The organism is Tardiphaga sp. 839_C3_N1_4 (assembly GCF_051811045.1).
Taxonomy (GTDB): domain Bacteria; phylum Pseudomonadota; class Alphaproteobacteria; order Rhizobiales; family Xanthobacteraceae; genus Tardiphaga.
In genome coordinates, this window is sequence record NZ_JBPWQD010000001.1 from 1,570,227 (window position 1) to 1,592,787 (window position 22,561).

General features: G+C 59.9%; 20 protein-coding genes and 1 pseudogene. 16 read left to right on the forward strand and 5 right to left on the reverse strand.

Annotated features, from left to right (window positions below):
• Positions 1 to 2: 2 nt before the first annotated feature.
• Positions 3 to 863, reverse strand: coding sequence for an alpha/beta fold hydrolase (locus AB8A38_RS07860; RefSeq protein WP_315841625.1), 861 nt, complete (start codon positions 861 to 863; stop codon positions 3 to 5).
• A gap of 186 nt (positions 864 to 1,049) precedes the next feature.
• Between AB8A38_RS07860 and AB8A38_RS07865 the strand changes: the two genes are divergently transcribed.
• The 3 genes from AB8A38_RS07865 to AB8A38_RS07875 are packed head-to-tail and all read left to right on the forward strand — an operon-like array spanning position 1,050 to position 3,614.
• Positions 1,050 to 2,030: an ABC transporter substrate-binding protein gene (locus AB8A38_RS07865; protein WP_439085596.1), complete on the forward strand. Its 981-nt coding sequence runs from the start codon at positions 1,050 to 1,052 to the stop codon at positions 2,028 to 2,030.
• Positions 2,020 to 2,835: an ABC transporter permease gene (locus AB8A38_RS07870; RefSeq protein ID WP_439085597.1), complete on the forward strand. Its 816-nt coding sequence runs from the start codon at positions 2,020 to 2,022 to the stop codon at positions 2,833 to 2,835. The genes AB8A38_RS07865 and AB8A38_RS07870 overlap by 11 nt, the downstream gene beginning before the upstream one ends.
• On the forward strand, positions 2,832 to 3,614 hold the full coding sequence (locus tag AB8A38_RS07875) for an ABC transporter ATP-binding protein (protein ID WP_439085598.1): 783 nt from the start codon (positions 2,832 to 2,834) through the stop codon (positions 3,612 to 3,614). Before AB8A38_RS07870 ends, AB8A38_RS07875 begins: the two co-directional genes overlap by 4 nt.
• A 111-nt stretch (positions 3,615 to 3,725) precedes the next feature.
• Here AB8A38_RS07875 and AB8A38_RS07880 read toward each other — a convergent pair whose 3' ends face one another.
• Together AB8A38_RS07880 and AB8A38_RS07885 are read right to left on the reverse strand one after the other, a co-directional pair.
• Positions 3,726 to 4,574: a cyclase family protein gene (locus AB8A38_RS07880; RefSeq protein WP_439085599.1), complete on the reverse strand. Its 849-nt coding sequence runs from the start codon at positions 4,572 to 4,574 to the stop codon at positions 3,726 to 3,728.
• A gap of 11 nt (positions 4,575 to 4,585) precedes the next feature.
• Entirely contained in the window at positions 4,586 to 4,816 is a 231-nt protein-coding gene (locus tag AB8A38_RS07885; RefSeq protein WP_439085600.1) for a hypothetical protein, read from the reverse strand.
• Positions 4,817 to 4,870: 54 nt separating this feature from the next.
• On the opposite strand from AB8A38_RS07885, the gene pncB reads away from it, so the two are divergent.
• Entirely contained in the window at positions 4,871 to 6,172 is a 1,302-nt protein-coding gene (pncB, locus tag AB8A38_RS07890) for a nicotinate phosphoribosyltransferase (RefSeq protein ID WP_093758946.1), read from the forward strand.
• 74 nt (positions 6,173 to 6,246) lie between these two features.
• On the opposite strand, the gene AB8A38_RS07895 is transcribed toward pncB, so the two are convergent.
• Positions 6,247 to 8,409, reverse strand: a complete 2,163-nt coding sequence (locus AB8A38_RS07895; RefSeq protein WP_315841620.1) for an acetate--CoA ligase family protein — start codon at positions 8,407 to 8,409, stop codon at positions 6,247 to 6,249.
• A gap of 187 nt (positions 8,410 to 8,596) precedes the next feature.
• Between AB8A38_RS07895 and AB8A38_RS07900 the strand changes: the two genes are divergently transcribed.
• From AB8A38_RS07900 to frc, 3 genes are all read left to right on the forward strand, one after another.
• A complete protein-coding gene (locus AB8A38_RS07900) occupies positions 8,597 to 9,328 on the forward strand; it encodes a GntR family transcriptional regulator (protein WP_068730533.1) in 732 nt (243 codons plus the stop codon).
• An 85-nt stretch (positions 9,329 to 9,413) separates the two neighbouring features.
• Complete coding sequence (oxc, locus tag AB8A38_RS07905; protein ID WP_439085601.1) at positions 9,414 to 11,153, forward strand: oxalyl-CoA decarboxylase; 1,740 nt, start codon at positions 9,414 to 9,416, stop codon at positions 11,151 to 11,153.
• 82 nt (positions 11,154 to 11,235) lie between these two features.
• Positions 11,236 to 12,513, forward strand: coding sequence for a formyl-CoA transferase (frc, locus tag AB8A38_RS07910; protein WP_439085602.1), 1,278 nt, complete (start codon positions 11,236 to 11,238; stop codon positions 12,511 to 12,513).
• Positions 12,514 to 12,717: 204 nt separating this feature from the next.
• On the opposite strand, the gene AB8A38_RS07915 is transcribed toward frc, so the two are convergent.
• Positions 12,718 to 13,422, reverse strand: coding sequence for a substrate-binding domain-containing protein (locus AB8A38_RS07915; RefSeq protein ID WP_315841618.1), 705 nt, complete (start codon positions 13,420 to 13,422; stop codon positions 12,718 to 12,720).
• A 272-nt stretch (positions 13,423 to 13,694) separates the two neighbouring features.
• Here AB8A38_RS07915 and AB8A38_RS07920 point away from each other — a divergent pair, with 272 nt between their 5' ends.
• The 9 genes and pseudogenes from AB8A38_RS07920 to AB8A38_RS07960 all read left to right on the forward strand — a co-directional run bounded on the left by AB8A38_RS07920 (position 13,695) and on the right by AB8A38_RS07960 (position 22,546).
• Entirely contained in the window at positions 13,695 to 13,832 is a 138-nt protein-coding gene (locus AB8A38_RS07920) for a hypothetical protein (RefSeq protein WP_170849697.1), read from the forward strand.
• A gap of 498 nt (positions 13,833 to 14,330) precedes the next feature.
• Positions 14,331 to 15,344, forward strand: coding sequence for a Bug family tripartite tricarboxylate transporter substrate binding protein (locus AB8A38_RS07925; RefSeq protein WP_439085603.1), 1,014 nt, complete (start codon positions 14,331 to 14,333; stop codon positions 15,342 to 15,344).
• 90 nt (positions 15,345 to 15,434) lie between these two features.
• The gene (locus AB8A38_RS07930; RefSeq protein WP_315841616.1) at positions 15,435 to 15,932 is read left to right on the forward strand and encodes a tripartite tricarboxylate transporter TctB family protein; all 498 of its coding nucleotides are present in this window, start codon (positions 15,435 to 15,437) and stop codon (positions 15,930 to 15,932) included.
• Between the two features lie 57 nt (positions 15,933 to 15,989).
• A complete protein-coding gene (locus AB8A38_RS07935) occupies positions 15,990 to 17,495 on the forward strand; it encodes a tripartite tricarboxylate transporter permease (protein WP_089267113.1) in 1,506 nt (501 codons plus the stop codon).
• A 209-nt stretch (positions 17,496 to 17,704) separates the two neighbouring features.
• A complete protein-coding gene (gene oxlT, locus AB8A38_RS07940; RefSeq protein WP_089267112.1) occupies positions 17,705 to 18,994 on the forward strand; it encodes an oxalate/formate MFS antiporter in 1,290 nt (429 codons plus the stop codon).
• A gap of 232 nt (positions 18,995 to 19,226) precedes the next feature.
• Positions 19,227 to 20,537, forward strand: coding sequence for an oxalate/formate MFS antiporter (gene oxlT, locus AB8A38_RS07945; RefSeq protein ID WP_439085604.1), 1,311 nt, complete (start codon positions 19,227 to 19,229; stop codon positions 20,535 to 20,537).
• Positions 20,538 to 20,812: 275 nt separating this feature from the next.
• Entirely contained in the window at positions 20,813 to 21,244 is a 432-nt protein-coding gene (locus AB8A38_RS07950) for a CBS domain-containing protein (protein ID WP_089267110.1), read from the forward strand.
• A gap of 35 nt (positions 21,245 to 21,279) precedes the next feature.
• Positions 21,280 to 21,399, forward strand: a pseudogene (locus AB8A38_RS07955) (fumarylacetoacetate hydrolase family protein); the annotation flags it as partial.
• 151 nt (positions 21,400 to 21,550) lie between these two features.
• Positions 21,551 to 22,546 (forward strand): NAD(P)H-dependent flavin oxidoreductase, encoded by a 996-nt coding sequence (locus tag AB8A38_RS07960; RefSeq protein WP_439085605.1) that lies wholly within the window; start codon positions 21,551 to 21,553, stop codon positions 22,544 to 22,546.
• Positions 22,547 to 22,561 lie beyond the last annotated feature (15 nt).

A 22,561-nucleotide genomic window follows, 5' to 3' on the forward strand; every position in this document is an offset into this window, starting at 1 on the left:
GTTCAGACCGCCGGCTTGTGCGACATCCAGCGGCCGGACTCGGCCGCCGGGAAAAGCTCAGCCAGCGCTGCATTGAATGCCGCCGGCTCTTCGCTGGTGATGGTATGGCCGGCACGCGGCAATACCAGAAGACCTGCCGTCGGCACCGTGCGCTTGAGGAAGATGCTGGGATCGAGGCACCAATCGTCCTCGTCGCCAACGATGATCAGCAGTGGCGGCGTGAATTTCTCGAGTTGCGGCTTCATCTCCCACAGCATCGGGCGCTTGGCCTGCAGCTCGCGCATGGTCAACGCGTGCCCGACCGGGGAGTGATCGGCCAACATACGTGCGAATTCGGCAAAGCCGCGCGGGTCCTTGTTCTTATGGGTTTGACGCGTCGCACCATCAGCGTAACGCGCTGCAGCGGTCGGAAAATCGACCGTCTCGAACATCTTGGCGGTTTCGCGCGAGGCTGCACGGCCCTGCTCCACGAAAGCGGGATCGGGGCTGGAGCCGTAACCGCAGCTCGCGGCCGTCACCGACAAACAGCGGTCCGGATAGTGGATGCCGACATGCAGCGCCGTCGATGCGCCCATGGAATGACCGACGATATGCGCCTTGTCGATCTTCAGTGCATCCATCAGTGCGATGACGTCATCGCGCGCAATATCCTGGCCGTAACGTGCTGGATCGGTCGGCACATCCGATGGCGGATAACCGCGCTGGCTGTAGGTGACGCAACGATAGGAGCGCGAGAAGTAACGAAGCTGCGGCTCCCAGGTGCGGTAATCTCCCGCATACTCATGGACGAAAACCACAGGACTCCCGGTACCGACTTCCTCATAATAGAGTTGCGTCCCGTCGGGCGTCGTCACGTGCGGCATCGTCGCCTCCTGCAGTCAGAGCAGATTTCATTTGCACACAAACGAAATGCTAGTAGCGTTATTTCACGACTGCAAGAGGATTTAGTGGATTCAATTTTGGCATATCATTTGCTTACAAACAAATATCGCAACGCCGCATAAACCCATCGAAAAGCCACGCGCCACAACGTTTCTTGAGGAGATGTCATGACCGGACTTTCGCGACGCGCCTTCACAATGGGCACGGCTGCTACGCTGATGAGCACCGCGCTCGCAACAAATTCGCAGGCGCAGGCGCCGACAAAAATCCGCGTGGGTAGTCTGACACTTCCCGTCTTCGCGCCGATCATCATCAACATCATGAAGGCGCAGAAGTTCGATACCAAGAACGGTTTCGAGGCCGAAGTTCAGGTCTACCCTTCTTTCTCCTCTTATTATGCGGGCCTCGCCACCGGCGAAATCGACACGCTGATCGGCGGCCCCACCTACTTCCAGAAGCTGCGCCTCGAAGGCGTGCCGCTGCAAATCGTCGCAACAGGTGCCACGCTCGCCGATCTCGTCATCATCACCAAGGACCCGGCCATCCAGTCGCTCGCCGACCTGAAAGGCAAGCAACTCGCCGCCGACATGGGCAGCGGGCAATTCCAGATCCTGTCGATCTACGCGAAGTCCAAAAAGATGGACCTGGCCAAGGACATGACATTGGTCAACGCCAACTTCGCGGTAGCGCGCGCCCAGCTTGCCGCCGGCCGCGTCGATGCCGCGATGATCATCGAGCCGATCGCCACTATGATGATGAAGGACGATCCGTCGCTGAAGATCATCTTCAACGCCAACGACGGCTGGAAAGAGATCGCGGGCACCACCGGCTGGGAGCTGGTCTATGCCATGCGCGAGGACACCATCAAGAAAGCCCCGGATGCGCCGAAGAAGTTCGTCGCGGCGCTGGCGGACGTCACCAAATATCTGCGCAGCGATCCGGATGGTGCCGACAAGATCGCAGTCGAGACCGTGAAGCTGCCGCCCGGCATCTTGAAGGAAGCCGTGCTCGCCAAGCGCTGGGACTTCGACGCCAAGCCAGCCTGGGACGCCACCGAACGCAAGAGCATCTGGGATACGTTCGAGCGCGCCGTTGCCGCCGGCTTCCATCCAAAGCTGCCTGACGAAGCGATCATCTATGCCCCCTGACGAACCGAGACCTGCCACGCCATTCGAGGAGCCGATCTTCGAAAGGTCACCGCGAAGCCTGATGATCTCCAGCCTGCCGCGCGAGACGATCATATCGATCGTGCTCTTCGCAGCGGTATGGCAGGTCATGTCCTATCTGGCACCATCGCTGGGCATCCCCGCTTTCGCGATCCCGGGCCTCGGCCGTATTGCAGAAAGCCTGACCAAGATCACCCCGCTCGACGTTGCGGTGACGCTGGGCCGCGTGCTGCTGTCGCTGGTCGTGTCATTCATCATCGGCCTGCTGGTCGCAGTGCTGATGTATCTGTCTGACAGCGTCGAGAAATATCTGCGCCCGATGGTGCGTATCCTGATGGCTGTACCGGTCGTCTCATGGATCCTGTTCGCGGTATTGTGGTTTAAGGGCGTCGAATTCCGCATCGTCTTCGTGCTGGTGGTGGTCTGCGCACCGGTCTTCACCGTCGATGCCCTCGACAACATGCGCGAGGTGTCGCGCGATCTGAAGCAGATGATCCGCTCATTCAGGCCGACGCCGTTGCAGTTCTTTCACAAGCTGATGCTGCCGGCGATCACGCCGGGGATCATCACGAGCTGGAAGATCACGCTCAGCCTCGCCATACGCGTCGTGACCATCGCTGAACTCGTCGGCGCAGTGACCGGCATCGGGCATCAGCTCTCGGTCGCGCAGGAATTGTTCTCGGTGGCTGACGTGTTTGCCTGGACGCTGGTGCTGGTCGTGCTGCTGTTCTTCCTCGAAGCATTGCTCGTCAGGCTCGAAACACACGTATTGCGGTGGCGGGCATGACCGGAGCTTCAGCGCCCATTGAGATCTCCGGCCTGCGCAAGGTCTTCCGCCAGACCACATCGGGTCAATCGATTACGGCCATCGACCAGTTGTCACTGCGGATCGATCCCGGCGAACTCATCGCCATAGTCGGCAAGACCGGTTGCGGAAAGTCGACGCTGTTCGATCTGTTGATCGGGCTCGAACATCCTACGGCCGGCAGTATCACCATCGGCGGAAAAACACCCTATGACGACTTCAACGCCTTCCGCGGCAAGATCGCGACGATATTCCAGCAGGACCGGCTGTTTCCGTGGCGTTCGGCCCTCGACAACATCAAGCTCCCGCTCGAACTGATCGGCATCGCCGAAGACGTTCAGCAGGAGCGCGCGATGACCTGGCTGAAACGGCTTGGGCTGGAGAAATTCGCCAATGCCTATCCGCGCGAACTCTCCGGCGGCATGCGCCAGCGCGTGGCCATCGCTCGAGCTTTCGCCGTCCAGCCTGAAATTCTACTGGCGGATGAGTCCTTCAGTGCGCTCGACGAAGTCACGGCCAATGAGCTGCGAAAGACCTTCGTCGAACTGGCACGAGAGTTTAAATCGACCGCGATCCTGATCACGCATCAGCTCGAAGAAGCCATGGCCGTGGGCGACCGCATCGTGGTGTTTGGAAAGTCGGCGACCTTGCTCGCCGATATCAGGATGGCGGACTGGGATCGCGCCGACTATCCCCTGCTCCGCGAAGGCATCCAGAATACGCTGCAGGCAAACGCGCCGGATGCGCGGTTGAAACGCTGACCTCTCAGCCGTCATTGTGAGCGCAGCGAAGCAATCCAGTCATTCATTAAGAAAGAACTGGATTGCCGCGTCGCTTCGCTCCTCGCAATGACCTGGATAGGCCTTACGCCCTCACCCCATAATCGCCTTTGCGGCATTGCCCATGGCTTCCACCGACGCATCGCCGGTATCAGTGAAGCACAGGATACGACACGGGCATGACTCAAGCCCTTCATAGCGCCAGGGGAATGCGCCGATCAGGCAGCGCTGGTTCAGCATCAGCTCGATGTCGCCGCCGATATTCTCGGCATGCAACAGGCCTTCCTGAAACGCGTAGTTGTGGAACGGGAACATGTCGGCAGAGACATGCCGGCCCGAGAGCTTGTGCGTGTATTCGAAAGTGCCGAAGAACTCAGCCGGCGTCTTGCCGTGCTTCTTGGTGAACTGCGCAGCGATGTCCGGACGCATATTGCGGATTGAAGTATTCATCGAGTGATCGCAGGACCCTGTGTCCATACCGAACCACTTTATCTTCTTCTCGAGCATCCAGTGCAAGGTGTCGAGGTTCGGGCCCGGATGATAGCAGAAGTATTTCACCAGATCCTGCTGCGCCTGGCCTTCGTAATATTTGTGCCAGCCGGTGTGCAGGATCAGAATGTCACCTTCGCGAATATCCGCTCCGGACTTCTCAAGCATCTCCGGCGTGATCACCGCCCAGTCGTGCATCTGGCTGGAGATATCGACGACAACGCCGCGATTGAACAGGTAATCCAGCGGCAGCGAGGCCATATCGCCCTTGCGCCCGTCGGTGGCGTGCATCGCGCCGTCGAAATGGGTGCCGGCATGCAGCGCCGTCTCGATCCGCTGCGCCACGATCATCTGCGTCTGCAGGTTCTGCGCATAATACATCTTGTTGCCGGCATAGCCCACCCAGCCGGGCGTGTGGATATTCATGACGTGGGAGAGATCGACGACTTTCATGGTGCTGTCCTTCATCGTTTCGGGGCGCCCACCTGCAGGGTGGAAATCGTAAGCATGCAAACAATTCTGCGCAATGCCCGCAGATGCAGGATCAGGGCCAGAAACAGACCGACAAAGGCTGGGCTGCCACGACAATCCTCGATTGTGAAAGCGCGGTTCAGCGCTTGCGTTGACATCGATAAACCCGGCGGATACGCCAATTTAATGAACTGCTGCAAAGACAGCGTCAGCGATGCGGCCACTGCCGTTTCGGTGCAGGTGCCACGATCAGGCACGTTACCAGGAGTGGCGTTGCCATGATGGATTTCGCCACCCGGGTCCACAATCACAACTACCGGCTTGATCCGATCATCCGGTCATTGCTGGACACCGACTTCTACAAATTCCTGATGCACCAGTTCATCTGGATGCTTTATCCGAAGGTGCCCGTGACCTTCGGCCTGATCAACCGGACCAAGACCGTCCGCCTTGCCGAGATCATTCCGGAAGCGGTGCTGCGCGCGCAGCTCGATCATGCCCGCACGCTTTCATTCCGGGAGAACGAACTGATCTGGCTGGCCGGCAACCGCTTCTACGGCCGCCGCGACATTTTCCGTCCGGAATATATCGAATATCTGCGCAGCTTCAGGTTGCCTGACTACAAGCTTGAGACCATCGATGGTCAATATGTCCTCACCTTCGAAGGTGATTGGGCCGAAGTCACGATGTGGGAGATCTACGCGCTCGCCATCGTCAGCGAATTGCGGTCGCGGATCGCCATGGCCACGCTGGACAAGTTCGAGTTGGATATTCTTTACGCCCAGACCAAGACCAAGATCTGGAACAAGATCAAGAAGCTGAAATCCTATCCGGACATGCGGCTCGCGGAATTCGGCACCCGTCGCCGCCATGGCTTCCTGTGGCAGGAATGGGTGACGGACGCGATGGCCAACGAGCTTGGCCGCAGCTTCGTCGGAACGTCGAACGCCCTGCTCGCCTTCAAGCATTCATTCGAAGCAATCGGCACCAATTCGCACGAACTGCCGATGGTGTTCGCCTGCCTCGCCGAGAATGACGAACAGTTGAAGACCGCACAATATGACGTGCTGGCGAAGTGGCAGGAGGTCTATGACGGCGAATTGCTAATCATTTTGCCCGATACGTTCGGCATGACGCAGTTCCTGCGCGACGCGCCGCCCTGGGCCTCACAATGGACTGGCATGCGCATGGACAGCAAGGAGCCGGTTGCGGCGGGCGAAGAGATGATCGCCTGGTACGCCATGCGTGGCGAAGATCCGCGCAAGAAGCGCGCAATGTTCAGCGACGGTCTCGAAGTCGATCTGATGATCGATCTGCATCAGCGCTTCCGCGGGCGCATTCGCGAGAGCTTCGGCTGGGGCACCATGGCCACCAACGACTTCCGCGGCGCGCATCCGCGCGGGCTCGATTCACTCGACCCAATCAGCCTGGTCTGCAAGGTCACCTATGCCAACGGCCGCTCGGCGGTGAAGCTCTCGGACAATCCGGCCAAGACGACCGGCAGCAGCCCTGCAGAGATCGAACGCTATCTGCGCATCTTCGGCCGTGAGGGCGTCGCCGAACAGCCGGTGATCGTATAGCCAGAACCGCAAACGCAAAAAAGCGCCGCCCGGTTTCCCGGACGGCGCTTTGTTCTTGTGTATCGGAAGGCCGCTTACAGAAGCCCCGCTCCCCGCGCCCACTTGTACTTGGCGCCGAGCACCTCGACCGGAAGTTCAGTCGAATAGGCGTAAGCTGGAATGCCGTTCTGGTAGAGATATTCGGCGGCTTCCTCGACTTCCACGTCGCCCGCGAGCGAAGCCACCATCGGCTTCTCGATGCCCTTGGCCTTCATCTCGTTCTTGATCTCGACCATGTTGCGCGCGAACACCATCGGCGGCGTCACGATCGTGTGCCAGTAGCCGAGGATCAGCGAGTGGATGCGATCATCGGTGAGGCCCAGCTTCACGGTGTTGACGTAAGTGATCGGCGGTTCGCCGCCGGTGATGTCGACCGGGTTGCCGGCGGCGCCGAACGGCGGGATGAACTTGCGGAACGCCGCATCCAGATCCGGCGGCATCGCCATCAGCGACATGCCGTTATCGACCACCGCATCCGACAGCAGCACGCCCGAACCACCGGCACCGGTGATGATCAGCACATTCTCGCCCTTCGGCGTCGGCAGCACGGGAATGCCACGGGCGAATTCGAGCAGCTGGCGCAGCGAGCGGGCGCGAATGACGCCCGACTGCTTCAGCACGTCCTCATAGATCTTGTCGTTGCCGGCGAGCGCGCCGGTATGCGACGAGGCCGCCTTGGCGCCGGCCGAGGTACGGCCGGCCTTCAGTACGACGACCGGCTTCTTTTTGGAGACGCGCTTGGCGGCTTCCGCGAAGGCACGGCCATCCTTCAGATCCTCGCAGTGCTGCGCGATGATCGTGGTGTTGGGATCCTGCTCGAAGAAGGCGAGCAGATCGTCCTCGTCGATGTCGCTCTTGTTGCCGAGACCGACGATGGCCGACACGCCCATCTTGGCGGAGCGCGAGAAGCCGATGATCGCCATGCCGATGCCGCCGGACTGCGACGACAGCGCCGCTGAGCCCTTCACGTCATAGGCTGTACAGAAAGTCGCGCAGAGATTGGCCGGGGTGTAATAGAAGCCGTAGATATTCGGCCCCATCAGACGCACGTCGTATTTCTTGCCGATCGCGACGATTTCTTCCTGCAGCGCAGGCTCGTTGGCTTCGGCAAAGCCCGACGGGATCAGCACCGCGCCCGGAATTTTCTTCTCGCCACATTCGATCAGCGCGCCGGCCACGAACTTGGCGGGAATCGCGAATACCGCGGTGTCGATCACGCCCGGAACATCCTTGACGCTCTTATAGGCCTTGCGGCCCATGATCTCTTCGGCCTTCGGATGAATCGGATAGATGTCGCCCTTGTAGCCGCCGTTGATGAGGTTCTTCATCACCGAATTGCCGATCTTGCCATCTTCGGCAGAGGCACCGATCACGGCGACGGCCTTCGGCATCATGATGCGGTTCATCGCCGTGACGATTTCGGCGTTGGAGCGCGGCGCGGGGCGCGGTTTGTAGTCGAAATCGACGACGATACGCACGTCGGCGGCAATCGCGTCTTTCTTGGTGGCGAAAACCGGGTTGAGATCGAGTTCGACCATTTCAGGGAAATCGCTGACGAGCTGCGACACCTTGACGATGATGTCGGCCAGCGCTTCACGATTGGCAGGATCGCCGCCACGTACGCCATGCAGCATCTCGGCAGCCTGGATGCCATCGAGCATCGACAGCGCGTCATCATTGGTCGCGGGCGCGAGGCGGAAAGTGACGTCCTTCAGCACTTCGACGAGCACGCCGCCCAGGCCGAAGGCCACCAGCTTGCCGAACGAACCATCGGTGATCGAACCGATGATCACTTCGGTGCCGCCCATCAGCATCTGCTGAACCTGGATACCTTCTATCTTGGCGTCGGCCTTGTACTTCTTGGCATTGGCCAGAATGGTGTCGTAAGCCTTCTGCGCGTCTTCGGCGGTCTTGACGCCGACGATGACGCCGCCCGCTTCGGTCTTGTGGAGAATGTCCGGCGAGACGATCTTCATCACGACCGGGAAGCCCATGCCGCTTGCCATCTTGGCAGCGTCAGCGGCTGAGGTGGCCACGCCTTCCTTCGGCACGGGAATGCCGTAGGCGTCACACACAAGCTTGCCCTCGGGGGCGGTCAGGCTGGTGCGCTTGTCGGCTTTGACCGCATCGAGAACTTTGCGGACGGCCTGTTTAGCCGATGGTGTTGCTTCTTTGACGGCAAGATTCGATTGGGACATGGCTTCCTCCTTCACGTCTTTTCCAATAGACGGATTGATGGCATTTGGTATGCCAGAAACTTGATTGTCAAGGCGCGTTGCAGCGCAAAATTGCTGAAATAGCTGTCATCTTGACACGCTGGCATCTGGTATGCCAAAAATTATTGACGTTATTTCTGTGGTAGGACATCTCGACTGGAGATGATTCATGCCCACGCGAAAACAAACCAAGGCGCCGTCCGTCATGTCTGAAGCCGATATCGCGATCGTTCGGATTGCACCGGAGACCAGCTTCAAGACCAAGGCCTATGAAGCCTTGAAAGAAGCCATTCTTAAGATGGACATCTACACCTCGCCAGATCCGGTGATGCTCGACGAGCGCGCTCTGTCGGAACGGCTCGGTGTCAGCCGCACGCCTATCCGCGAAGCCATTGCGATGCTGGAGCAGGATGGCTTTGTAAAGACCGTGCCACGCCGCGGCATCGTCGTTGTCAGAAAGACCAAGGTCGAGATCGTCGACATGATCCGCGCCTGGGCGGCGCTGGAAAGCATGGCCGCGCGTCTGATCACGACCACCGCACGCAAGAAAGATATCTCGGCGCTGCGCGACTTCTTCAAGGACTTCAACAAGGACCGTCTGCCACAGGACCACGTTGAGGAATATTCGAAAGCGAATATCGCTTTCCACCAGGCACTGATCTCGCTCAGCGAATCGCCAGTGCTGGTCGATATGACCAACGATATTCTGCTGCATGTGCGTGGCTATCGTCAGCTGACCATCGGACGCACGGACCGTACGGCGACGTCCCTGCCCGAACATCTGGCCATCATCGAAGCGCTTGAGGAGCGCAACACCGAGCTTGCGGAAAAGCGCGCGCGCGATCACACGCTCGGTCTGGCTTCTTATGTCGAAGCCCACGGCCAGGAATTGTTTACGTAAGCGCCGTCTCGCGACGGTTCACCACTCCGCACCACGTCCAATTGAGCAACGACCAACAGTCACAAGAAAAGTCAGGGAGAGCGGGATGTCCGCAGTAGTCCAGAGCATCGATACCAACGCAGCCGCCGAGCAGGAATTGACCGATGGCTTCCATCTGATCATCGATGCTCTCAAGCTCAATGGCCTCAACACGATCTATGGCGTGCCGGGCATTCCGATTACCGACTTCGGCCGCATGGCGCAGGCCGAGGGGATCCGGGTGCTGTCGTTCCGCCACGAACAGGCCGCAGGCTATGCCGCATCGATCGCCGGCTATCTCACCAAGAAGCCCGGCGTCTGCTTGACTGTGTCCGCCCCCGGCTTCCTCAACGGCCTCACGGCGCTGGCCCACGCCACTACCAACTGCTTCCCAATGATCCTGATCTCCGGCTCGTCCGAGCGTGAGATCGTCGATCTGCAGCAGGGCGACTACGAGGAAATGGATCAGCTCGCGATCGCCAAGCCGCTCTGCAAGGCCGCGTTCCGCGTGCTGCATGCGGCCGACATCGGCATCGGCCTCGCCCGCGCCATCCGCGCCGCAGTGTCCGGCCGTCCCGGCGGTGTCTATCTCGATCTACCGGCCAAGCTGTTCGGTCAGGTGATGAATGCCGATGCGGGCAAAAAGTCGCTCGTGAAGGTGATCGACGCCGCGCCGGCGCAGATCCCTGCCCCGGATTCGATCAAGCGCGCGCTCGACGTGCTGAAATCGGCGAAGAAGCCGCTGATCATTCTCGGCAAGGGCGCCGCCTATGCGCAGGCCGACGATGCTGTGAAGGCACTCGTCGAGACATCCGGCATTCCGTTCCTGCCCATGAGCATGGCCAAGGGCCTTCTGCCTGACACCCATCCGCAGTGTGCGGGTGCTGCACGTTCGACGGTCCTGAAAGACAGCGACGTCGTCATGCTGATTGGCGCACGCCTGAACTGGCTGCTGTCGCACGGCAAGGGCAAAGCCTGGGGCAGCGCGCCCAAGAAGTTCATCCAGATCGACATCGAGCCGAAGGAAATGGATTCCAACGTCGAGATCGTCGCGCCCGTCGTTGGCGATATCGGCTCCTGCGTCACCGCCCTGCTCGATGGCATGGGCAAGAGCTGGCAGAAGGCATCGTCCGACTGGACATCAGCAGTCACCACGAAGCGCGACGAGAACGTCGCGAAGATGGCGCCGAAGCTGATGAACAACAATTCGCCGATGGATTACCACGGCGCGCTCGGCGTTCTGCGCACCATCATCGCCGAACGTCCGGATGCCATGCTCGTGAATGAAGGCGCCAACACCCTCGATCTCGCTCGCGGCATCGTCGACATGTATCAGCCGCGCAAGCGCATCGATGTCGGCACCTGGGGCATCATGGGCATCGGCATGGGTTATTGCATCGCCGCGGCCGTCGAAACCGGCAAACCTGTCCTCGCGATCGAAGGCGACAGCGCATTCGGTTTCTCCGGCATGGAGGTGGAGACGATCTGTCGCTACAATCTGCCGGTCTGCATCGTCGTCTTCAACAATGACGGCATCTATCGCGGCACCGACGTCAATCCGACCGGCGGTTCCGATGTGGCACCGACGGTCTTCGTCAAGGGCTCACGCTACGACAAGATGATGGAAGCCTTTGGTGGCGTCGGCGTGAACGCGACCTCGCCCGACGAACTCAAGCGCGCCGTCAATGCGGCGATGGATTCCGGCAAGCCGACGCTCATCAATGCGGTGATCGATCCGGCGGCCGGCAGCGAGAGCGGCCGTATCGGCAACCTCAATCCGCAGAGCGTGCTCAGCAAGAAGAAATAACACCGCATCCGGCGGGGTCGCGAGACCCCGCCTCCTTTTCTCATATGCCGAGGCGGCAAAACTAGTTTACGGGAGCAAAACAATGACACAGGCGCTCAAAGGCGTTCGCATTCTGGATTTCACCCACGTTCAGTCCGGCCCGACCTGCACGCAGTTGCTGGCATGGTTTGGCGCCGATGTGATCAAGGTCGAACGCCCTGGCGTCGGCGACATCACCCGCGGCCAGCTGCAGGACGTGCCGAATGTGGACAGCCTGTATTTTACCATGCTGAACCACAACAAGCGCTCGATCACCCTCGACACCAAGAACCCGAAGGGCAAGGAAGTCCTCACCGCGCTGATGAAAGAGTGCGATGTTCTCGTCGAGAACTTCGGACCCGGTGTGCTCGACCGCATGGGCTTCCCGTTCGAGAAGATCCAGCAGATCAACCCGAAGATGATCGTCGCCTCGATCAAGGGGTTTGGTCCTGGTCCCTATGAGGACTGCAAGGTCTATGAGAACGTCGCGCAGTGCACCGGCGGCGCCGCTTCCACCACCGGCTTCCGCGACGGCCTGCCACTCGTCACCGGCGCACAGATCGGCGATAGCGGCACTGGCCTGCATCTCGCACTCGGCATCGTCACCGCGCTGTATCAGCGCACGCAAACCGGCAAGGGCCAGAAGGTCACCGCCGCGATGCAGGACGGCGTGCTCAACCTGTCGCGCGTCAAGCTGCGCGACCAGCAGCGCCTCGCTCACGGTCCGCTCAAGGAATACAGCCAGTTCGGCGAAGGTATTCCGTTCGGCGATGCCGTGCCCCGCGCCGGCAACGACTCCGGCGGTGGTCAACCCGGCCGCATCCTGAAGTGCAAAGGCTGGGAAACCGACCCGAACGCTTACATCTACTTCATCACTCAGGCGCCGGTGTGGGAGAAGATCTGCGACGTGATCGGCGAACCGACCTGGAAGACCGACCCGGCCTATGCCAAGCCGGCGGTGCGCCTGCCCAAGCTCAACGCAATCTTCGCGCGCATCGAACAGTGGACGATGACCAAGACCAAGTTCGAGGCGATGGAAATCCTCAACAAGGATGACATCCCCTGCGGTCCGATCCTGTCCATGAAGGAGCTGGCCGAAGACCAGTCGCTCCGCGCCACCGGCACCGTGGTCGAGGTCGATCACCCCGAGCGCGGCAGGTATCTGTCGGTCGGCAATCCGATTAAGCTATCGGAAAGCCCCACCGAAGTGACCCGTTCGCCGCTGCTCGGCGAACATACCGACGAAATCCTCAAGCAAGTGCTGGGCTTCAGCGATCATCAGGTGGCCGAAATCCACGACTCCGGCGCACTCGATCCGCCGCGCAAGGTTGCGGCAGAGTAAAGGCGAAGCGCAAGCATTCAAGTCACGCGAAAGGCCGCCAATGTGCGGCCTTTTTCGCGTCGTCCAAGCGCTGTCCGCTCAGCCGTCATTGCGAGGAACCTTGCGACGAAGCAATCCAGTCTTCGTTTGTGGCGTCTGATTGCTTCGCCGCGCTCGCAATGACAGCTGAGATGTCGCCTCGCACTGCACTTTCGCGGTCTGTTGCTACAGCTCGTAACGATACACGCCGTGAGATCTGAGGTAGGCGTCCAGCCCGGAATCCGAAAGGAACTGGACAAGCTGCAACGCTTTTTCAAGACGGCTTTTCCGATGGACAAACATCGACATATCGATGTGCAGACCGAGTTCAGGCGGAAAGTTCGCAACGGGTGCGACGCCGGGAGCAGCTATAATCCTCGAAAGCGGCGCGATGGCGTACTGTACTTCGCCGTTGGCGACAGCGATCGGCGGCTCGCCAGCGCCCATCGGACGCAAGCGATCTCGGATGTGCTCCTGCAGGCCCATCATTTCGACGGCTTTCAAGAACGTCTTCCCGCTGGTCCCTATGGAGGTGTATGCGATCGAGTCCGCGCTCAACAGGAGCTTGCGCACGGCTTCATGTGAACTGGCGACGCCGTCCGGCGCAGCTGCGGCAGCTCCGATCGTTAGCGGAACGCGCCCGAACGGCACGTGGATATCCGGAAAAACGCACCCAAGCGAGATCATCTCGTCGACATACCAGGGATTAGTCAGCCCGACGTCGAAGTCTTCGCCGTCCATGATACGCTTTGCAACGGCCGGATTCACGTCGTACTTCGCTTGAACCGCAATGCCGTGCTGCCGCTCGAACTGCGGCAGTAGTTCCTCGATCTCCGCATATACTGCCACGGCACTCATGAACGTCAGCCTGTGTTCGGTGGTTGTAGCCATGCGCCCCTCCCCCGCTTCGCTAACATAGTCGGCAAGCCTCCATCCCATGTTGGCGAACGTCAATCTGTCCGAGATGGCCGTCGCCCGCGGCGCCATCTTTGCGAAAGGCTAGCGCCAAACTTCAATAAGAAAATCAAATCGATCCATATCGCACTGCAAAATCCTCATGCTGCCATGCAAACAAGACAATTGTCCTTGGCATCTGGTATACGTACATTGATCCCAGATGATGAGGCGCCAAGACGCGGCGGCCTCCAGCAAAGGATCAAATCATGTCGAAGACTGCTTCTCTCGACCTCACCACGTCCACCAGCTTCTTCGCTCGCTTCATGGCCTCGCTCGATCGCGCGCTGATGGCCAGCGCACGCATCTCGGCCCGCAACGGTGACCTGCCCCGCTTCGGTCTGTAAGGCTGCAACTTCACTAATTTTGCGCGGCCAGCCCGCGCAAAATTCTCTGCGTTCCTCCCGACGACTGGCCCCGGATTTCCGGGGCCGTTTTTTTGTTTGTGTAGTTGCATCGCAGCGACGCCTCGCATTCCCTGCGACATTTCAGCCTGCCCGGCTTTTAACGGCTCTAATCGCTTGCCGCTTGGCATATCGCATACCAAAATGCGCGAACGGTAATGCTTCACGTCTGAATAGAAAGCATACCTGGGGAGGACAAAGGCTGCGCTGCCTTCGCGGGCACGCAATGCCGTATGCGCCATGACAGAGCGATCCAGACCCACTCATCCTTTTTTCAGGCGAGCCGCTTCAAGGCTCGACAGTCTGACGTGCGCATATGGCGCACGCAAGGGCGTGTTTGCACACCTGCAATCAGGACTTTCGAAGGAAGACCCGACCACGCACTGACGATTTCAAAGTCGACGAACGATCGACGCTATCAAAACGAATGGGAGAGAAAAAATGAAACGCCTAGGTTCATGTCTCACGCTGGCCGCCGCTGCATCCATTCTCTGCCTGGGAGCGTCTCTCCCGGCATCTGCTGCATGGGAGCCGACGCGCCCCGTCGAATTGATCGTTCCCGCGGGCACCGGCGGCGGCGCCGATCAGATGGCGCGCACCATTCAGGGCATCATCACCAAGCACAGTCTGATGAAGCAGCCGCTTGTCGTCATCAACAAGTCGGGTGGCGCGGGCGGTGAAGGTTTTCTCGACGTGAAGTCGGCGAACAACAATCCGCACAAGATCATCATCACGCTCTCTAACCTGTTCACGACACCGCTCGCCACCGGCATTCCCTTCAACTGGAAGGATCTCACTCCAGTCGCGATGCTGGCGCTCGACGAGTTCGTACTGTGGGTAAATGCCGACAAACCGTACAAGACGGTGAAGGACTATATCGACGCCGTGAAGGCCGCACCGGCCGGCACGATCAAGATGGGCGGCACCGGCTCGAAGCAGGAAGACCAGATCATCACGGTCGCAGTCGAGAAAGCGATCGGCAGCAAGTTCACTTACATCCCCTACAAGGGCGGCGGTGAAGTCGCGGTGCAGCTCGTTGGCCAGCATGTCGATTCAACCGTGAACAATCCGATCGAGGCTGTCGCGCAGTGGCGCGGCGGCAAGGTGCGTCCGCTCTGCGTGTTCGACAGCAAGCCGATGGCCTATGACGAGCAGGTTGCTGACGGCAAGGGCTGGAAGGACATTCCGACCTGCAAGTCGCAGGGGCTCGATATCGAATATGTGATGCTGCGCGGCATCTTCATGGGGCCGAAAGCGACGAAGGATCAGATCGAGTATTATGTCGAACTGTTCAAGAAGGTCCGCGCGACGCCCGAGTGGCAGGACCTGATGAAGAGCGGCGCCTTCAACACGACCTTCATGACCGGCGGCGAGTACGCCAGCTGGGTTGGCACCGAAGAGAAGCGCCACGAGACCCTGATGAAGGAAGCCGGCTTCCTCGCACAAGCCAACTGACGCGGGCGCTATGAGGCCGGACCTGATCGCACATCAGGTCCGGCACATGCGACATGCTGATCGACGCAGATCTCTCACACAGAGTTGTCCATGACCACGCAGAAATCTCACAACGCAGGCCCGTCTCACAAATCGGTCGAAGCCGGCGTCACCACCGTCATCGGCCTGTTCGGCGCCATCGTCGTCTATGGCAGCGTCAAGGCCGGCATCAACTGGGGCGCAGAGGGACCGAAAGCCGGATTCTTTCCGTTCTATATTGGGCTGTTCATTATCATCTCCAGCCTCGTCAATATTTGGAACACGCTGCGCGAGGACGACGACAGCCTGTTCGCCGAATGGGGCCAGCTGCGCCAGGTCTTCAGCGTCGTCATTCCCACCGGCATCTATGTCGGCGTCCTGCCGTTCATCGGCCTCTATGTGTCGTCGATGATTTTCATCGCATGGTTCATGCGTTGGCTCGGCAAATATGAGTGGCCGATCATCGCCGCTATCTCTCTTGGCATGCCTGTCGTCACCTACCTGATCTTCGAACGCTGGTTTCTCGTGCCGCTCCCCAAGGGGCCCCTCGAGGATCTGCTCGGTCTCTGATTTCCGCGATCTTTAATTCCGTTACGTCTGCCGGTCTCTTTCTGAGGACTACTCGAAATGGAAGAAATTGCTAATCTGTTCCAGGGCTTTGCGGTCGCGCTGCAGCCATTCAACATCGCGGTGATGGTGCTCGGCATCGTGCTTGGCGTCATCATCGGCGTGCTGCCCGGCCTTGGCGGCGCCAATGGCGTTGCGATCCTGCTGCCCCTCACCTTCAGCATGCCGCCGACATCGGCCATCATCATGCTGTCCTGCATCTATTGGGGCGCATTGTTCGGAGGTGCGATCACCTCGATTCTGTTCAACATACCCGGAGAGCCATGGTCGGTGGCCACGACATTCGACGGCTATCCGATGGCGCAGCAGGGCAAGGCTGCCGAAGCACTGACAGCCGCCTTCACGTCCTCTTTTGTCGGCGCCCTGTTCGCCGTCGTCATGATTACCCTGGTCGCGCCGTTGGTCGCAGGCTTCGCCTTACGATTTGGGCCAGCGGAGAAATTCGCTGTCTACTTCCTGGCGTTCTGCAGTTTCGTCGGGCTGAGTAAGGAGCCACCTTTCAAGACAATCGCTGCCATGATGATCGGATTCGCGCTCGCCGCCGTTGGTCTCGATTCCATCACCGGACAGCTGCGGCTCACGTTCGGCTCGACCGAACTCCTCAATGGCTTCGACTTCCTGATCGCCGTCATCGGCCTGTTCGGCCTCGGCGAGATCTTCCTCACCATGGAGGAAGGACTGCGCTTCCAGGGCGGCAAGGCGAAGATCGATCTTCGCGTCGTACTACGTACCTGGATGAGCTTGCCGCAATACTGGATGACGTCATTGCGCTCCTGCGTCATCGGCTGCTGGATGGGTGTTACGCCCGCAGGCGCGACACCCGCGTCCTTTATGAGTTACGGCATCGCCAAGCGCGTCTCCAAGAACGGCAATAACTTCGGCAAGGGCGAGATCGAAGGCGTTATCGCTCCGGAAACGGCCGCGCATGCTGCCGGTACCGCGGCCCTGCTTCCGATGCTCTCGCTCGGCGTCCCCGGCTCGCCAACTGCCGCTGTGCTTCTTGGTGGTCTGCTGATCTGGGGCCTGCAGCCTGGCCCGATGCTATTCGTCGAGCAGAAGGAGTTCGTCTGGGGCCTGATCGCCTCGATGTATCTCGGCAACCTCGTCGGCCTGATCATCGTGCTGACCTGCGTGCCGATCTTCGCAGCGATCCTGCGGGTTCCATTCAGCATCATCGCACCTCTTATCCTGGTGCTCTGTGCGATCGGAGCTTACTCCGTCCACAACTCGACCTTCGACGTGGTGATGATGCTGGTATTCGGAATCATCGGTTACGCACTGAAGAAGTGTAACTATCCCCTCGCCCCGCTGGTGCTGGCCATCGTGCTCGGCGACAAGGCCGAGGAAGCCTTCCGGCAGTCATTGCTGGGCTCACAGGGATCGCTCGGGATCTTCTTCTCGAACACACTGGTCAGCAGCATCATGATCCTCGGCCTGATCGCGCTGTTCTGGTCGGTGATCCAGAACGGCTTCACCCGGCTGCGTACTCGCACTGCAGCAGCGTAAGTAACGATACAAATAACTGTTCAAACCCAAAAGCCGGCGGTCTGGACCGCCGGCTTTGTGCTGTCTTGTAGTATCGCAGTACAGCATTCAGTCATGCGAAACTTGCAGCGGCAAATTGGCAAGATTTCGCTTGTTAGTTGGCATATCATATACCAAACTATCCTTCGCAGCTGTCGAGCTCTCAATAGAACAGCGCTTTAGGAGGAACTATGACTGATGCAGTTCACGGGGTGGCGCCAGCTGCCGCACGTGTCAGCGATGCCTACCGCTGGACACAACTCGCCATCGGCGTTGGCGCGATGGTGATGATCGCCAACTATCAATACGGCTGGACGTTCTTCGTCCCCGACATCCAGAAGAAGTTCGGCTGGGATCGTGCGTCGATCCAGTGGGCCTTCACCCTCTTCGTTCTGTTCGAGACTTGGCTGGTGCCGGTCGAAGGATGGTTCGTCGATAAATACGGCCCGAAGCTCGTCGTCCTCATCGGCGGCATCCTCTGCGGCATCGGCTGGGCGATCAATGCACAGGCGGAAACGCTCAACGGCTTCTATCTCGGCATGATCGTTGCGGGCATCGGCGCTGGCGGCGTCTACGGCACCTGCGTCGGCAATGCCCTGAAGTGGTTTCCTGACAAGCGCGGCCTCGCGGCTGGCATCACCGCTGCAGGCTTTGGTGCCGGCTCCGCCCTCACGGTCGCGCCGATCCAGGCCATGATCCAGGATTCCGGCTTCCAGACCGCATTTCTGTATTTCGGTCTCGGGCAAGGCATCATCATCGTGATCCTCTCCTTCTTCCTGTTCGCGCCAAAGGCTGGACAGGTACCGGCGGTCACGCAGAACGCCAACGTGATCCAGACCCGCCGCAACTACGCGCCGACAGAAGTCATCCGCCATCCGATCTTCTGGCTGATGTACTTCATGTTCGTGATCGTCGGTGCCGGCGGCCTGATGGTGACGGCCAACCTGAAGCCCATTGCGGCCGACTGGAAGATCGACAACGTACCCGTCACGCTGATGGCCATGACGATGACGGCGGTCACCTTCGCAGCCACCATCGACCGCGTACTCAACGGCCTGACACGCCCGTTCTTCGGCTGGATCTCCGACATGATCGGCCGCGAGAACACGATGTTCATCGCCTTCGGCATGGAAGGCGTCGGCATCTGGGCGCTGTATATGTGGGGTCACGATCCGCTGTGGTTCGTGCTGTTGTCGGGCTTCGTGTTCTTCGCTTGGGGTGAGATTTATTCGCTCTTCCCATCGACCTGCACCGACACCTTTGGCTCCAAGTTCGCAACGACCAATGCCGGCCTGCTCTATACGGCAAAGGGGACGGCAGCACTTCTGGTGCCGGTTGCGAACTACATGCAGCAGTCATCGGGCACGTGGGACAGCGTCTTTCTCATTGCAGCCGGCGCCAACATCCTGGCTTCACTGCTCGCCATTGCGGTGCTGAAGCCTTGGCGTAAGGTCGTCGTCAGCAAGGCGCTTGCGACCTAAAAACGCAAAAAGACTAAAGAAAACAACGCGCTCAGCCCCGGCTGGGCGCGTTTTGCGTGGGCGATGCGCTGCTCGCCAAGGCGTGATCGCCTTCACGCAACAATCGGCCAAGACCACCTTGCATCGTGGAATATAATATACCAGTCTTCGACCAAGCGACGCCTGCGGCAATACGCCACAACCTTAGCGACACCACGCCGCAAGGGAAAAAGCGCGCATCGGAGGAAACACGATGGCTCAGCCAGACTTCACCACCGCGTCCAACCCACCCGGCAGCTTCCGCTGGATCCAACTCGTGATGGGCATCGTCTGCATGGCGATGATCGCCAACCTGCAATATGGATGGACGCTGTTCGTCGATCCGATCGACGCCAAGTATCACTGGGGTCGCGCCGCGATCCAGCTTGCCTTCACGCTGTTCGTCGTCGTCGAGACCTGGCTGGTGCCGGTCGAAGCGTGGTTCGTCGATAAATACGGTCCGCGCGTCGTCATCATGTTCGGCGGAGCCATGATCAGCCTCGCCTGGGTGTTGAACTCCTATGCGGACTCGCTGGTGATGCTTTATGCCGGCGCCGTCGTCGGCGGCATCGGCGCAGGTTCCGTCTACGGCACCTGCGTCGGCAACGCCCTGAAGTGGTTTCCCGATCGCCGCGGCCTCGCTGCCGGCGCCACAGCAGCAGGCTTCGGCGCTGGCGCTGCGATCACCGTCGTGCCGATCGCGCATATGATTGCGGAGAGCAGCTATCAACATGCCTTCTTCACCTTCGGCATCGGTCAAGGCCTGATCGTGTTCGTGCTCGCCTTCTTCATGCGTCCGCCTGGGCAGGCCGTGCCGGTGACGAGGAAACAACTCAATCTGCCGCAGACCAAGACGGATTTCACGCCGCCGCAAGTGCTGCGCAGCCCGATCTTCTGGGTCATGTATCTGGTCTTCGTGATGGTCGCCGCCGGTGGTTTGATGACCGCAGCGCAGATCGCGCCCATCGCGCACGACTACAATATTGCGAATTCTCCGGTGACATTGGCCGGCTTCCAGATGGCAGCACTGACCTTCGCCATCTCGCTCGATCGCATCTTTGACGGGTTCGGCCGCCCGCTCTTCGGTTGGTTGTCCGATCAGATCGGCCGTGAACACACCATGTTCATCGCCTTCGGCACCGCCGCGGTGATGCTGCTGACGCTGTCGGCCTATGGTCACAACCCACTCGTCTTCGTACTGGCGACGGCGGTCTATTTCGGCGTGTTCGGTGAGATCTACAGTCTGTTCCCAGCGACGTCAGGCGACACGTTCGGCGCCAAATATGCCGCGACGAATAACGGCATGCTCTACACCGCGAAGGGCACGGCGGCATTGTTGGTACCGCTCGCGAGCCTGATTGCAGCGAGCTATGGATGGCAGGCCGTGTTTGTGATCGCCGTTGCACTCAATGCCACGGCCGCTTTGCTCGCCTTGTTCGTCATCAAGCCGATGCGGCGCGCATTCATTCTGGGAAGCGAACCTGTGGTGACGGAAGCGGCACCGCAGAGCGCCAAAACCGCCTGATCGATCGGGCTATGCCGAGAAGGGGCGCACGCGAGTGCGCCCCTTTTTTTCATGCCCAACTGGCATGCCAGACACCCAACTGGATTCGCCGGTGCGATAGAAGCAGGTCGAAAAACACACGCCACGCAGCAAATAAACGTCAGAAACACTGACTTTCTTTCTTGATCCACCGCCCCTCGATATGCTGGTTTCTGCGTTGACAACTGGCATACCGTATACCAATCTTGCGCTTACAAGATCGATCCTCAGCCGATCAGCCAAGGGAGGTTATTGCCATGCAAGTCGGAGATATCCTGCGTAGGAAGAGCACCCGTATCGCCACTGTCCGCATGAACGAGACCGTCGCCATCGCGGCGCAGTTGCTCCGGACAGGCAATATCAGCGCACTGGTCGTGAAGGACGTGTGCCGCACCGAGGGCAACACCGCGGTCGGCATGTTCTCCGAACGCGACGTGGTTCGCGCGATCGCCGAACACGGCGCCGCCGGCGTCAATCGCAAGGTCTCGGATATGATCTCGGTCCAGGAATTGATTTCCTGCCACTCGACCGACACGCTCGAACACGTCCGCCACCTGATGAACAAGCATCACATTCGGCATGTCCCGGTCATCGACGATCACACGCTGATCGGCGTGATCAGCATCCGCGACATCAGCAGAGCGCTCGACCATGAGGATGCACCGCAAGCGCATGCAGCGGTCGCCTGAGGCCTAGCCTCAAGCTCACTTCGCGTTCCAGACCGCCCGGCGATCTGATCTGCTGCGGCACCTCCATCGGCGTCGGCGTGATGAAGGAGCCGGTCAAAACCGTGACCATCGCCATCGATGGGATCGGCGCGCTGCATAACGAATTCCACCAATAGGAATTAGGCACCCGCCCCGCACTATCCGCATGGCGCACCGCCGGCTGTCCGATGGACATTCCGGCGGTGCAACGGCATCCTCCGCCCCCGAAAGATCAACAAGCCACATCGGGCACACCCGATGCGCCTGCGAGGGAACAGAGGACCAATCATGATCAAGACGCGCTTCACCGAGCTCGTGGGTGTCGAACACCCGATCGTCCAGGGCGGCATGCAATGGGTCGGCCGGGCCGAGCTCGTCGCCGCAGTGGCCAATGCCGGTGCGCTTGGTCTGATCACCGCACTGACCCAGCCGACGCCGGAAGACCTCACCAAGGAAATCGCGCGCTGCCGCGATATGACCGACAAGCCGTTCGGTGTGAACCTGACCATTCTGCCGACCATCAAGCCACCGCCTTATGCGGAATATCGCCAGGCCATCATCGAGGCCGGCATCAAGGTGGTCGAGACCGCCGGCAACAAGCCGCAGGAACACGTCACCGAATTCAAGAAGCACGGCATCAAGGTCATCCATAAATGCACCAGCGTACGCCACGGCCTCTCCGCTGAGCGCATGGGCGTCGATGCCATCTCGATCGACGGCTTCGAATGTGCTGGACATCCCGGTGAGGACGACACCCCCGGCCTGATCCTGATCCCGGCCGCAGCCGACAAGATCAAGATCCCGATGATCGCCTCGGGCGGCTTCGGCGATGGCCGCGGCCTCGTCGCCGCGCTGGCGCTTGGTGCCGAGGGCATCAATATGGGCACGCGCTTCATGTGCACCAAGGAAAGCCCGATCCATCAGCTGGTGAAGGAGCGCATCGTCGCCAATGATGAGCGCGAGACCGACCTGATCTTCCGCACCATGCGCAACACCTCGCGCGTCGCCAGGAACGCGGTGAGCAAACAGGTCGTCGCCATGGAGAAGGAAGGCGCCACTTTCGAGCAGATCAAGGAGCTCGTCGCCGGTGCCCGCGGCAAGCTGGTCTATTCGCACGGCGATGCCGAAGACGGCATCTGGTCGGCGGGCCAGGTCCAAGGCCTGATCCACGACATCCCGAGCTGCCAGGAGCTCGTCTCGCGCATCATGCATGATGCCGAGACGATTATCCGTGCACGCTTCGAAGCTATGCTTGGTGGCGGCCAGCGCCAGGCCGCTGAATAGACGGAACGGAAAGCA

Coding starts and splice junctions, on each gene's coding strand:
- AB8A38_RS07860 (WP_315841625.1), bottom strand. CDS start 863: ATGCCGCACGTGACGACGCCCGACGGGACGCAACTCTATTATGAGGAA.
- AB8A38_RS07865 (WP_439085596.1), top strand. CDS start 1,050: ATGACCGGACTTTCGCGACGCGCCTTCACAATGGGCACGGCTGCTACG.
- AB8A38_RS07870 (WP_439085597.1), top strand. CDS start 2,020: ATGCCCCCTGACGAACCGAGACCTGCCACGCCATTCGAGGAGCCGATC.
- AB8A38_RS07875 (WP_439085598.1), top strand. CDS start 2,832: ATGACCGGAGCTTCAGCGCCCATTGAGATCTCCGGCCTGCGCAAGGTC.
- AB8A38_RS07880 (WP_439085599.1), bottom strand. CDS start 4,574: ATGAAAGTCGTCGATCTCTCCCACGTCATGAATATCCACACGCCCGGC.
- pncB (WP_093758946.1), top strand. CDS start 4,871: ATGATGGATTTCGCCACCCGGGTCCACAATCACAACTACCGGCTTGAT.
- AB8A38_RS07895 (WP_315841620.1), bottom strand. CDS start 8,409: ATGTCCCAATCGAATCTTGCCGTCAAAGAAGCAACACCATCGGCTAAA.
- AB8A38_RS07900 (WP_068730533.1), top strand. CDS start 8,597: ATGCCCACGCGAAAACAAACCAAGGCGCCGTCCGTCATGTCTGAAGCC.
- oxc (WP_439085601.1), top strand. CDS start 9,414: ATGTCCGCAGTAGTCCAGAGCATCGATACCAACGCAGCCGCCGAGCAG.
- frc (WP_439085602.1), top strand. CDS start 11,236: ATGACACAGGCGCTCAAAGGCGTTCGCATTCTGGATTTCACCCACGTT.
- AB8A38_RS07915 (WP_315841618.1), bottom strand. CDS start 13,422: ATGGCTACAACCACCGAACACAGGCTGACGTTCATGAGTGCCGTGGCA.
- AB8A38_RS07920 (WP_170849697.1), top strand. CDS start 13,695: ATGTCGAAGACTGCTTCTCTCGACCTCACCACGTCCACCAGCTTCTTC.
- AB8A38_RS07925 (WP_439085603.1), top strand. CDS start 14,331: ATGAAACGCCTAGGTTCATGTCTCACGCTGGCCGCCGCTGCATCCATT.
- AB8A38_RS07930 (WP_315841616.1), top strand. CDS start 15,435: ATGACCACGCAGAAATCTCACAACGCAGGCCCGTCTCACAAATCGGTC.
- AB8A38_RS07935 (WP_089267113.1), top strand. CDS start 15,990: ATGGAAGAAATTGCTAATCTGTTCCAGGGCTTTGCGGTCGCGCTGCAG.
- oxlT (WP_089267112.1), top strand. CDS start 17,705: ATGACTGATGCAGTTCACGGGGTGGCGCCAGCTGCCGCACGTGTCAGC.
- oxlT (WP_439085604.1), top strand. CDS start 19,227: ATGGCTCAGCCAGACTTCACCACCGCGTCCAACCCACCCGGCAGCTTC.
- AB8A38_RS07950 (WP_089267110.1), top strand. CDS start 20,813: ATGCAAGTCGGAGATATCCTGCGTAGGAAGAGCACCCGTATCGCCACT.
- AB8A38_RS07960 (WP_439085605.1), top strand. CDS start 21,551: ATGATCAAGACGCGCTTCACCGAGCTCGTGGGTGTCGAACACCCGATC.